Origin of the sequence: Aequorivita soesokkakensis (assembly GCF_001641085.1) — a bacterium.
GTDB lineage: Bacteria > Bacteroidota > Bacteroidia > Flavobacteriales > Flavobacteriaceae > Aequorivita > Aequorivita soesokkakensis.
In genome coordinates, this window is sequence record NZ_LXIE01000010.1 from 137735 (window position 1) to 150658 (window position 12924).

Sequence of the window (12924 nt, forward strand, 5' to 3'; positions counted from 1 at the left end):
CCTTTGTTGGTTACGTTGATGTATTCTTAAAGAAACACAATTGAATCAATAGATCTATACTATGAGCAAACAAAGCAGACGTCGCGAAGCCCTTTTATATCATGCAAAACCAAAGCCTGGTAAAATTCAGGTGGTTCCCACAAAAAGTTATTCAACCCAACGTGATCTCTCTTTGGCATATTCGCCTGGTGTTGCAGAACCTTGTCTCGAAATTCAAAAGGAGACAAATAACGTTTATAAATATACAAACAAAGGAAATCTTGTGGCTGTAATCTCAAACGGAACGGCAGTTTTAGGATTGGGAAACATTGGTCCAGAGGCTTCAAAGCCTGTAATGGAAGGCAAAGGTTTACTTTTTAAAATATTTGCTGATATTGATGTTTTTGATATTGAAATAAATACTGAGAATATAGATGAATTTGTTGCAACAGTAAAAAACATTGCACCAACTTTTGGCGGAATTAATCTTGAGGACATAAAAGCTCCCGAAGCTTTCGAAATTGAAAGAAGGCTAAAAGAGGAATTGGATATCCCCGTAATGCACGATGACCAGCATGGTACAGCAATAATTTCCGCAGCAGCCTTAATAAATGCTTTGGAGATCGCAGAAAAAAAGATTGAAGAAGTTAAAATTGTAATTAGTGGTGCTGGTGCGGCAGCAGTTTCATGCACAAGACTTTACAAAGCATTCGGAGCAAAGTCTGAGAATATTGTGATGCTGGACAGTAAAGGAGTTATCAGGAAAGACCGCGAAAGCCTTTCTGATGAAAAAGCAGAATTTGCTTCCCATAGAAAAATTGACACTTTGGATGAAGCCATGAAAGATGCCGATGTGTTTGTAGGCCTTTCGGTAAAAGATATAGTTACGCCAGAAATGTTAAAAAGCATGGCGCCAAATCCCATTGTTTTCGCAATGGCAAATCCAGATCCTGAAATTGAATATGATTTAGCCGTAAAAACACGTAAAGATATCATTATGGCTACGGGACGAAGCGATCATCCCAACCAAGTGAATAACGTTCTTGGATTCCCTTTTATTTTCCGCGGGGCATTGGACGTTCGCGCTACAAAAATCAACGAAGCTATGAAAATGGCTGCCGTAAAAGCTTTGGCCGAATTGGCGAAAGAACCAGTTCCGGAACAGGTAAACATTGCCTATGGCGAAACAAAACTTGCCTTTGGAAAAGATTATATAATTCCAAAACCTTTTGACCCACGTTTGATTGCCGCCGTTCCTCCCGCCGTTGCAAAAGCAGCTATGGAAAGCGGTGTTGCAACAACTGAAATCACTGATTGGGAAAAATACCAAGATGAACTTTACGAACGCATGGGCAGCGATAACAAAATTGTTCGTTTATTGGTGAACCGTGCAAAGTTGAACCCAAAACGTATTGTTTTCGCGGAGGCAGATCATTTGGATGTTTTGAAAGCAGCCCAGATTGTTTATGAAGAAGGAATTGGAACGCCAGTTTTATTGGGAAGAAAAGAAATCATCCTCGAATTGATGGAGCAGATTGATTTTGATGCCAAAATTGAAATCATTGATCCAAAAAGCGACGAACAGGCAGATAAACTTCAACATTATGCCCAAAAACTTTGGGAGAAAAGAAGAAGGAGTGGTATTTCACTTTATACTGCAGAAAAATTGGTTCGTGAACGAAACTATTTTGCAGGTATGATGCTCAGCGAAGGCGATGTGGATTGTATGATTTCAGGCTACGCCCGTTCTTATCCTTCAGTGGTGGTCCCTGTTTTTGAAACTGTTGGCAGATTTGAAGGCGTAACGAAAGTTGCTACAACAAACCTTATGCTTACTAAAAGGGGGCCTTTGTTTTTTTCAGACACTTCCATAAACATTGACCCAACTGCGAAAGAGCTTGCGAAGATTGCACAAATGACGAACTATACCATGAAAATGTTCGGCTTGCAACCTGTTATTGCAATGATTAGCTATGCCAACTTTGGCTCTTCAAAAGATCCGCATGCAACGAAAGTACGGGAAGCTGTAGATTTGCTTCACAAAAGCAATCCAGATATGATAGTGGATGGCGAACTGCAAACGGATTTTGCATTGAACCCAGAATTACTTCAAAAGAAATTTCCATTTTCAAAATTGGCGGGCAAAAAAGTGAACGCGCTTATTTTTCCAAATCTTGATTCCGCAAACAGTAATTACAAATTGCTGAAAGAGCTGAATGGCGTGGAGTCCATAGGCCCAATTATGTTAGGGATGCGTAAACCTGTGCATATTCTACAATTGGGTGCCAGCGTGGAAGAGATTGTAAATATGAGCGCCGTAGCAGTTGTAGATGCACAGCAAAAGGAGAAACGGATACGGGAGCAAGGAACAAAGTGAAACCACTCTATTTCCCCCAACATTTTCACAAAAACCCCAATGGCTGTTGTAAATAATTATACTATATTTGAGCCTTTAAGTTTTCGTTAACACATGATAACCCATATACAGGGCAGACTGGTTGAAAAAAACCCGACAGATGTAGTGATAGATTGCAATGGAGTAGGGTACTTTATCAATATCTCGTTGCACACATTTTCCGAACTCCCCTCCAGTGAAAATGTTAAACTGTTCACCCATTTACTCGTAAGGGAAGATGCCCATATTTTGTACGGATTTTCGAGTGTTGCGGAACGTGAAATATTTAGATTGTTGATTAGCGTTTCCGGAGTGGGAGCAAGCATTGCACGAACGATGCTGTCATCCCTCGCGCCAGAGCAAGTGCTGGATGCCATCTCGCAGAACGATATTGCAACAATACAATCAGTAAAAGGAATAGGAGCCAAGACTGCACAGCGCGTGGTTTTGGATTTAAAAGATAAGATTTTAAAAGTATACGGTTTGTCGTCTATTTCTATCGGATCGAGCAATACGAACAAAAATGAAGCGTTATCTGCTTTGGAGACATTAGGTTTTAACAGAAAATTGGCAGAAAAGATCTGTGATAAGATTGTTCAGGAAAATCCGCAGGCTTCGGTAGAAATGATTATTAAACAAGCTTTAAAAAATTTGTAAAATTTGAAGGCAAAAAATTACGTTTACAAGGTTAGCTTTTTCAAGCTTTTAGCAATAGTAGGTTTCATAATGTTCAGCAATGCTTCGCTGGCGCAAGACCCCGACACCACGGCTTTAGGGAGTGAAATGGGAAGAATGGATTTACCCACTCCCGTCAGTATTCAGGATCTTTATACCTACGATCCCATAACCGACAGATATATTTATACACAGACTTTGGGTAGTTTCAACATTACTTACCCAATAATTCTTACTCCCCAGGAATACCAGAGAATGATTCAAGAGGAGCAGATGAAGGCCTATTTTAAAGAAAAAATAGACGCTGCTGATGGTAGAAAGGAAGGTTCTGAAGAACAACAAAAAAACCTACTGCCAACTTTTTATGTGAATTCAAACTTCTTTGAATCCATTTTCGGAGGAAACACCATTGAAGTAATCCCGCAAGGTTCCGTGGAAATGGACCTTGGGTTATTATATACAAAACAGGACAATCCGCAATATTCGCCACGAAATAGAAGCAACTTTTCTTTTGATTTTGACCAAAGAATCAGTTTAAGCCTGTTGGCAAAAGTTGGAACCAGGCTTCAGGTTACCGCTAACTACGATACTGAAAGTACCTTCGATTTCCAGAATCAAATAAAGTTGGAATACACGCCAACGGAAGACGACATTATCCAAAAAATTGAAGTAGGTAACGTGAGTATGCCGTTGAATAGTTCGTTAATTCAAGGTGCGCAAAGCCTTTTCGGAGTAAAAACACAACTTCAGTTTGGAAAGACAACTATCACGGGAGTTTTCTCTGAACAAAAATCGGAAACCCGAACCGTTACCGCTGAAGGCGGTGCAACTATTACAGATTTTGAACTTTTCGCTTTAGATTATGACGATAATCGCCACTTCTTTTTAGGGCATTATTTTAGGGATAATTACGACCGTGCTTTGCAACAATATCCTTTCATAAACAGTAACGTGCAGATTACCCGAATGGAAGTTTGGATTACCAATCGCACCAGCCGTACCGAAAACGTTCGTAACATTGTGGCTTTGCAGGATATAGGAGAATCTGATCCATTGAATATTGGTCTTAATGTACCTCCGGGAGGTTTTATAAATGCCGCAAGAAATGCTTACCCTGATAACGCAAACAACGATTTTAACCCTTTTGGAATTGACAGGGCGGGCGTGCAAACTATTTTGAATCCGGCAATTCGTGATGTAGCAACCGTGCGTCAAGGTTTTACGGGCGTACAGGTAAGTGAAGGGGTAGATTACGTTACTCTGGAAAATGCAAGAAGATTGGATGGCGGTGAATATACTTTTAATTCACAGTTGGGTTATATATCCTTAAACCAAAAATTGAATAATGATGAAGTTTTAGCTGTTTCATATCAGTTTACGGTTAATGGAAAAGTTTATCAAGTGGGTGAATTTTCAAATGACGGTGTTGAGGCAAACGGTGGAATGCAACCCGGTGGTGGAACAAACCCTCCCGGACAGGAAGTGGGCCTTGCGCAGAACCTCGTTGTAAAACTTTTAAAAAGCAGCATTACCAATGTTCAGGAACCAATCTGGGACTTGATGATGAAGAACATCTACCCAATTGGGGCATACCAACTTGAAAAAGAAGATTTCAAGATGAATATTCTTTATACAGACCCTTCACCTCTAAATTATATTAAAGAAGCCCAAGGATCTGTTGGTCATCCAGCGGTAGATTTGCCGGATGATGTAAAGGATCAAATTCTTCTAAAAGTTTTTAATTTAGACAGGCTGAACTTTAACAATGATCCACAACAGGGAGGAGATGGTTTCTTCGATTTTCTCCAGGGAGTAACTGTTGATGCGCAAAATGGACGAATTATTTTCACAACCGTGGAACCTTTCGGAAAGCATTTGTTTGACAAACTGGACGTTCCTTCAGTGCCAGCAAACTATAGTATGCCGGAAACCTATAACGCGAACCAAGACAAATACGTTTTTAGAACGCTTTATTCCGGAACCAAAACGCAGGCAGAGCAGCAAGAAAGCGAGAAAAATAAATTTCAGTTAAAAGGAAGTTACAAATCCACCGGTGCAGATGGTATTCCTATTGGCGCCTTCAACATTCCGCAGGGTTCGGTTACGGTAACTGCCGGAGGAAGAACTTTGGTGGAAGGCGTGGATTATACCGTTAACTATCAATTGGGAAGGGTTCAAATTTTAGATCCTTCATTGTTGAATAGTAACATTCCAATTTCGGTGAGTACTGAAAACAATTCACTTTTCGGTCAGCAAAGCAAACGTTTTACAGGCTTAAATGTTGAGCACAAATTCAGTGATAAATTTCTTGTGGGTGCAACCTATTTAAATCTTAATGAACGCCCATTGACGCAAAAATCCTCTTACGGGGCTGAGCCAATTAACAATACTATTTTTGGGATAAACGTAAATTATTCAACCGAAGTTCCCTTTCTAACAAGAATGGTAAACCATTTGCCAAACATTGATACCGATGTAGAATCAAATATTTCTTTACGGGGTGAATTTGCATATTTGAAACCCGGTGCGCCAAAAGTTTCAGATTTCAACGGAAAAACAACAGCATATGTTGATGATTTTGAAGCATCACAAACCGGAAATGACATCAGCACTCCTTCCAGCTGGTCTTTGTCCAGTGTGCCTATTGGCTATGGTGGCGAATTGGCCAATGATAACTTAGGATATAATTATAACCGTGCAAAACTTGCTTGGTACACTATTGATCCAATTTTCTACAGCAGCCAGCGTCCCGACGGAATTAATGATGAAGATCTTTCTTCACCATTTACACGACGCGTTTTTAGGGACGAAATTTTTCCGAACCAAGACATTATCCAAGGGCAAACACAGGCTTTATTTACATTAGATTTGGCTTATTATCCAGGTATTCGAGGAGAATATAATTACAACCCCGAAGCAGCTGGAACCAATACCCTTCCAAATCCGGAAAACCGTTTTGGTGGAATTATGCGACAGCTTACCACAACAGATTTTGAAAAATCAAATGTGGAATACATTCAGTTTTGGGTAATGGATCCCTTCATTTACGATGAAAACAATGGAAACCCAGGAGGTGTATTAAATTTTAACCTTGGAAGCATTTCTGAAGATGTGTTGAAAGACGGAAGAAAGCAATACGAAAATGGATTGCCGAAAGATGGAGGTGATGGTAATACTACCAACACCGCGTGGGGTAAAGTTCCGAGCAATCAATCTCTGGTTTATACTTTTGATTCTGAAGGGCAAGAACGAACCAATCAAGATATCGGTTTTGATGGTTTGAACAATGGACAGGAAGCAGCAAAATTCCCAACTTTTGGAGGTCTTCCAGATCCTGCAAATGATGACTATCAATACTTTTTGCAAGCAGAAGGAACCGTGCTGGATCGCTATTTGAAATACAACGGAACCCAAGGAAATTCGCCAGTAGAAGTTACAAATACAAACCGTGGAAGCACCACACAGCCCGATGTGGAAGATATAAATCGTGACAACACGATGAATACCATAGAAAGCTATTTTGAATACAACGTTCCAATGTTTCCGGGAATGAACAGGGAGAACAATGATTATATTTCAGACATTAAAGAACTGGATATAACCACCCAAGACAATAACGTAATTCCCGTTCGTTGGATTCAGTTTAAAATTCCAATTAGCAAGCCAGACCAAGCTGTTAACGGTATTTCAGATTACAGATCCATCCGCTTTATGCGAATGTTCCTTTCACAATTTTCACAGAATACGGTATTGCGTTTCGGAACCATGGAATTGGTTCGTGGCGATTACAGAAGATTTCAGCAAACTTTGGATGATGTAACATTTGAGGATCCTGCAAACGATGACACACTTTTTGAAGTACAATCTGTAAGCATAGAAGAAAATGAAAATCGTGAGCCTATTCCGTATGTACTTCCTCCAGGACTAGTGCGAGAGGAATTAAACAACAACAACAATATTATTCGCGAGAATGAACAATCACTTTCATTGCGCGTTTGTGGATTGGAACCAAATGACGGACGTTCTGTTTATAAAAATTTCAACGTGGATATGCGCCAATACAAAAACCTGGAAATGTTCATCCACGCAGAATCCCTTATAAATGACAGCAACCCAACGCCACTTTCAGATGGACAATTGGTGGCATTTATCCGTTTGGGTAATGACCTTACCAATAACTATTATGAAGTTCAAATACCGTTAAACCCGACCAATTTTGGTGCTCGAAGTGCTGAGGAAATTTGGCCGCTCGCAAACAGATTGAACCTTCCTTTGGAATTGCTGCAACAAGTTAAAACAAGGGTATTGGGTGATTCAGGTTTTGATCCAACAGAAGTGAATTTCTTCAGCCAATCTGAACTTGACGGCGGAAGCACAAATGGCGAAAATGAATTGAGAATTGGTATAAAAGGAAATCCAAGTTTTGGTAATGTTAGAACCATTATGCTAGGGGTTCGAAATAGTACAAACGACAATTTGTGCGGAGAAGTTTGGTTCAATGAACTTAGAATGTCTGAGCTTAAAAACCAAGGTGGTTGGGCTGCAGTTGTAAGCATGGACGCTAATATTGCAGATTTCGCAACCGTTAGTGCCACAGGAAAAAGAAGCACTATTGGTTTTGGTTCCATAGAACAAGGCCCTAACCAGAGAAGCCGTGAAGATTTGCAGCAGTATGATGTGGTTACAAACGTTAACCTCGGTCAATTAATGCCAAAGAAATGGGGAATACAATTGCCGTTTAATTATGGCCGTTCCGAAGAATTGATAACCCCACAATACGATCCTGAATTCCAAGATATTGAGCTTGATACAAGATTGGACAATACCGAAGATTCGGCTGAAAAGGATAGAATAAAGGAGCAGGCTGTAGATTATACCAAGCGCCAAAGTGTAAACTTCATTGGAGTCCGAAAGGAACGCACGGGAGAAAGCAAGCCGAAGGTTTATGATATTGAAAATTTCACGGGCTCGTTCTCCTATAACCAAACAGACCATCACGATTTTGAGGTTGAAGATGCTTTGGAACAAAATGTCCGCGCGGGAGCAACCTATAATTATAACTTTACTGCAAAGCCTATTGAACCTTTCAAAAAGAACGATTCATTATTTACAGGAAAATACTGGCAATTGCTTAAGGATTTTAACTTTAATTACTTACCGACAAATATTTCGGTTAGCTCGAATATTACCCGCCAATACAATGAGCAAAAATTTAGGGAACTTGATTTGCTACAAGGTAATATAGGCCTTCCAACATTGTATCAACGAAACTTCCTTTTTGATTGGCAATACACCATCAACCATAACTTGACAAAATCATTGCGTTTCAATTTTACTTCTTCAAATAATATGATTGTAAACAATTATTTGGATGATGATGGTTTTGTTAACAATGAAATAGGTGTATGGGATGGTTTCTTTGATGTTGGAAGTCCAAATCAGCATTTTCAATCGCTGCAGGTTAATTACGATTTACCATTCAGCAAGGTTCCTTTTCTGAAATTTATTAGGGCCACCTATTCCTATACTGGAGACTATCAATGGCAGGCGAGCAGTGATCTTTTCAACGATATTCCCATTCAGTTGAGTGATGGAACCACAAACACCTATAATTTGGGTAATTCCATTCAGAATGCCAGCACGCACCAAATCAACTCCAGTATAGATATGAACGGTTTTTATCGTTACATCGGGCTTACAAAAATTAAAAAGAGCAAGCCTAAAAAATCTGCTGGAGGCGAAGGAGCTGGTGATAGCAAAGGTGAGGAAAAAGGAGCGGGTAATGAAGGTAAAGCTGCAAGAGAAAGTAAACTTGAAGAAAAGAACGGAGCGCTTTCAAACGGAAAAACTGGTTCGCCAAGCGTTCTTGGAAATGGTGCCGGTAATGAGGCAGGAGGGTTAAATGCAGGCGATAAAGCTTTAAACACGGCTATTGGTTTTGCAACTATGCTGAAGAAAATCCAGTTTAACTATCAAGAAAATAACGGTATTTTCTTGCCTGGATATTTACCATCTATTGGATTTATTGGAACGTTGAAGCCAACAACAGGTTTCGTTTTTGGTAGCCAAGCAGAAATTAGGGAATTGGCTGCGCGAAAAGGCTGGTTGACATTGTATCCGGAATTTAACGAACAGTATACTGAAGTTGAGAGTCGTCAAATGGACATTCAAGCTAACTTGGAACCAATTAATGATTTGACAATAGATGTAAACGGAAGCAGAATTTACTCAGAAAATTATGCTGAGAATTATATTGTGCAGGATGGATTATATCAATCTTTGACGCCAAACACTTATGGAAACTTCAATATTTCTACAGTATTGATCAAAACTGCTTTTAGTGCAAGTGATGAAAATAGTTCTGCTGCTTTTGATGATTTTAGAAGCAACCGTTTAACAATCGCCAACAGACTTGCGGAAGAACATTATCAAGGCAGACCTATTCCGCGGGATGCAGATGGATATCCAGTTGGTTTTGGAAGAAATAGTCAAGATGTATTGTTGCCTTCTTTCCTTTCAGCCTATAAAGGGAGCAATGCCTCAAATGAGAAAACAGGTATTTTGAGAGATATCCCGCTTCCAAACTGGGACATTAAATATACAGGTTTGATGAAAATTGGATGGTTTAAGAAAAACTTTAAGCGTTTCTCCCTAACCCATGGCTATAGAGCTAGCTATACCGTGAATCAATTCCAATCTAATTTGGATTATGATTCAAATGATCCGGAAGCAGTGGATCAAGCAGGGAATTTTAAGGTTAAAACCTTATTGACAAACGTAAACTTAACCGAACAGTTTTCGCCTTTGGTTCGTATAGATTTTGAAATGAACAATTCAGTAAAAATACTTGCTGAAATGCGTAAGGACAGAGCGTTGTCATTAAGTTTCGCAAATAATCTATTGACTGAAATTAAAGGAAACGAATATATAATTGGGCTTGGTTACCGTATTAAAGACCTACGTATCGCCACTAATTTTGGAGGTAAAAAATCAGTATTGAAAAGCGATTTGAACTTTAAGGTAGATTTGTCAAGAAGAGATAACATAACAATTATTAGATATCTTGATATTAACAACAATCAAACTACAGCGGGGCAAACCATTTATGGCGCCCAATTGTCTATTGACTATGCATTGAGCAAAAACCTAACTGCCTTGTTCTATTATGATCATTCATTCTCTAAATATGCAATTTCAACGGCCTTCCCACAGACGACCATACGAAGTGGCTTTACATTGAGATATAACTTTGGAAACTAAAAACTTTAATTTATTTTATTTATGAATATACCAGCTAATTTAAAATACACTGAAGACCACGAATGGGTTAAAATTGAAGGCGACACCGCAACAGTAGGTGTTACTGATTTTGCCCAAGGAGAACTTGGTGATATTGTTTATGTTGAAGTTGAAACCGTTGGGGAAACCTTGGAAAGAGGAGCGGAATTTGGAACCGTAGAAGCTGTAAAAACAGTTTCAGAATTGTTTTTACCACTTTCGGGCGAGATTGTTGAATTTAACGACAGTCTTGAATCTGAACCGGAAAAAGTAAATACAGACCCTTACGGGAAAGGCTGGATGATAAAAATAAAATTCTCAAACGCAGATGAAATAGCTGAACTTTTGGATGATGCCGCATATAAAACGCTTATTGGGGGATAAAACCCTCTTGCTTATTGCGGTATTATACAGTTTAACTATATCGGTTCTTTTTTTTATACCTAGCCCCGAATTGCCAGAAATTCAAATTTCTGCTGTAGATAAAATAGTTCATATTTTAATATATTTTATTTTGATAAATATATGGATGCTCTATTTTTACAGAAAAAAGAACTTCCATCTTGAAAATAAATGGATCTTGCTTCTGCTTCTTTCAGTGCTGTTTTATGGCATAATAATTGAGATATTACAAGGTCTATTCACAGTTTCTAGAAGTGCAGATATTATTGATATAGCTGCAAATTTTATAGGCTCATTGCTTGGAATCTTTTTTTTCAAAAGCATAAAACATAAATTTAATTTTTAAAATTTCGATTAAGTTTTAAATTGAATGATAATTTCTATATTTTAGCAACAAGTTAAACCCACTATTATGGAACCCAAAAAAAATCCAAAATCAGACGTGAGCCGCAGAAGCATGCTGTTCTTTCAACTTGGAATGGTTGTTATGCTTTTTCTTGCATGGCAGGCAATTGAATGGAAATCTTACGATAAATCTGATAATGACTTCGGAAAGATTGACGTTGGTGATGATCTTGAAGAAGTAATCCCAATTACACAACCAGTAACACCGCCACCGCCGCCGCCGCCACCGCCACCAGCTCCTGAAGTAATTGAGGTGATGGAAGACGAAGATGAAGTGGAAGAAACTATTATAGAATCTACCGAAGCAAAACAAGAAGCAAAAATTGTTGAAGTTAAGGAGATTAAAGAAGAAGTTGTTGAAGAAGAAATTGCAGACGTTCCATTTGCCGTAATTGAAAATGTGCCAATTTATCCTGGCTGTGAAAAAGAAAGCGGAAATGACGCTAAAAAGAAATGTATGTCTTCTAAAATTAGCGAATTCATTAACAAGAAATTCAATAGCGACCTAGCATCAGATCTTGGTCTTGAAGGTAGACAACGTATTGCTGTTCAGTTTAAAATTGACAAAAACGGAAAAGTTGTTGACGTGCGGGCTAGAGCTCCACACCCCAGACTTGAAAAAGAAGCCGTTGAAGTTGTGCAGTCACTCCCAAATATGACTCCCGGAAAACAACGTGGAAAACCAGTTGGGGTACTTTATTCACTTCCAATTGTGTTTGACATTCAGTAAATAAAATATAGAATTATTTTGAACCCCCGTCTTTGCATCAGCAATGACGGGGGTTCTTGTTTTTTGGCATAACAGTTGTTATTAATTAAAGTATTAACCTTTAAATCTCGTAATTATGAAAACAACTGTAGAAAATGCCCGAAACAAAAGACAGCTAAAAAAGCAGACAAATATAAAATGGAACTCCCGTCTATTTTTTCAAGTAGGAGTTATAGCTAGTTTGCTTATTGTTTTTTTCATAATGCAAACCAATTTTGAAGTTAGGTCGGTGGCGGTCAATCATATAATTTCTGATCCTATAACCGAACCAGCAATGATTGATTATGTTCTAGATGTTGACAAGCCAAAACCAGCTGAACCTGTTAAGAAACCTGCAGATAAGCAAGTACAGGTTCAAAAGCCAGTGAAAAGCAGTGTGTTTGATGTTAAGCCAAATACCGATCCAGATGTTGAAACCCCCATTGCAGCAAATACAGATAATCCTGTAATTGATGCACCAATAACTCCAGAAGCACCTCCGGTCGATCTAAAACCCGCCAATACTCCAATTTTCATGGCAAATGTTGAGTTTGCTCCTGTATTTCCTGGTTGTGATGCTATGGGAACCAATGCTGAAAAAATTGAGTGTATGTCTTCAAAAATAAATTCGTTCATAAATAAAAACTTTAGAACAGAATTACTTGAAAATTTAAATTCAAACGAAACACATAGAATTTATGTAAACTTTAAAATTGACTCTAATGGGTTTGTTACTGATGTTGTTGCGAATTCACACAACGCCAATTTAAAGAAAGAAGCACAGAGGGTCATAAATAATTTACCAACAATGAAACCCGGAAAACAAGGTGACAGGAATGTGGACGTGCTTTATACTGTTCCAATTACTTTTAAAATCCAATAAAAGATTTCAAATATAAATGTGAAAAGCCTCCTTTAAAAAAGGGGGCTTTTTTTGAAACCGGTCATTGCAAAAAAACTGTATCTTTCGGGTTTAAACGAGCAAACACAAATGAAGCAGCTTATCTTCCTTTCTATTTTTTGTTTTTCAATAGCATCATTC

The 12924-nt window shown here is 38.6% G+C and carries 7 protein-coding genes; all 7 read left to right on the forward strand.

The window, feature by feature from the left end; translation table 11 throughout:
- The first annotated feature begins 61 nt into the window (after positions 1-61).
- The 7 genes from A7A78_RS05685 to A7A78_RS05715 all read left to right on the forward strand — a co-directional run bounded on the left by A7A78_RS05685 (position 62) and on the right by A7A78_RS05715 (position 12765).
- Complete coding sequence (locus tag A7A78_RS05685; protein WP_068761478.1) at positions 62-2356, forward strand: NADP-dependent malic enzyme; 2295 nt, start codon at positions 62-64, stop codon at positions 2354-2356.
- A 93-nt stretch (positions 2357-2449) separates the two neighbouring features.
- Positions 2450-3031, forward strand: a complete 582-nt coding sequence (ruvA, locus tag A7A78_RS05690) for a Holliday junction branch migration protein RuvA (protein ID WP_068761479.1) — start codon at positions 2450-2452, stop codon at positions 3029-3031.
- Between the two features lie 3 nt (positions 3032-3034).
- On the forward strand, positions 3035-10309 hold the full coding sequence (gene sov / locus A7A78_RS05695) for a T9SS outer membrane translocon Sov/SprA (RefSeq protein ID WP_423190698.1): 7275 nt from the start codon (positions 3035-3037) through the stop codon (positions 10307-10309).
- A gap of 21 nt (positions 10310-10330) precedes the next feature.
- Positions 10331-10711, forward strand: coding sequence for a glycine cleavage system protein GcvH (gene gcvH, locus A7A78_RS05700; RefSeq protein ID WP_068761480.1), 381 nt, complete (start codon positions 10331-10333; stop codon positions 10709-10711).
- Positions 10677-11075: a VanZ family protein gene (locus A7A78_RS05705; protein WP_094746048.1), complete on the forward strand. Its 399-nt coding sequence runs from the start codon at positions 10677-10679 to the stop codon at positions 11073-11075. Before gcvH ends, A7A78_RS05705 begins: the two co-directional genes overlap by 35 nt.
- Positions 11076-11141: 66 nt before the next feature.
- Positions 11142-11864 carry an energy transducer TonB gene (locus A7A78_RS05710; RefSeq protein WP_068761482.1) on the forward strand — a complete coding sequence of 241 codons (723 nt, stop codon included), beginning with the start codon at positions 11142-11144 and terminating at the stop codon, positions 11862-11864.
- 115 nt (positions 11865-11979) lie between these two features.
- Positions 11980-12765, forward strand: a complete 786-nt coding sequence (locus tag A7A78_RS05715) for an energy transducer TonB (RefSeq protein WP_068761483.1) — start codon at positions 11980-11982, stop codon at positions 12763-12765.
- Positions 12766-12924 lie beyond the last annotated feature (159 nt).

What these genes read in the sequence shown, in the direction of transcription:
- A7A78_RS05685 (WP_068761478.1), top strand. Translation starts at nt 62, where the DNA reads ATGAGCAAACAAAGCAGACGTCGCGAAGCCCTTTTATATCATGCAAAA.
- ruvA (WP_068761479.1), top strand. Translation starts at nt 2,450, where the DNA reads ATGATAACCCATATACAGGGCAGACTGGTTGAAAAAAACCCGACAGAT.
- gcvH (WP_068761480.1), top strand. Translation starts at nt 10,331, where the DNA reads ATGAATATACCAGCTAATTTAAAATACACTGAAGACCACGAATGGGTT.
- A7A78_RS05705 (WP_094746048.1), top strand. Translation starts at nt 10,677, where the DNA reads ATGATGCCGCATATAAAACGCTTATTGGGGGATAAAACCCTCTTGCTT.
- A7A78_RS05710 (WP_068761482.1), top strand. Translation starts at nt 11,142, where the DNA reads ATGGAACCCAAAAAAAATCCAAAATCAGACGTGAGCCGCAGAAGCATG.
- A7A78_RS05715 (WP_068761483.1), top strand. Translation starts at nt 11,980, where the DNA reads ATGAAAACAACTGTAGAAAATGCCCGAAACAAAAGACAGCTAAAAAAG.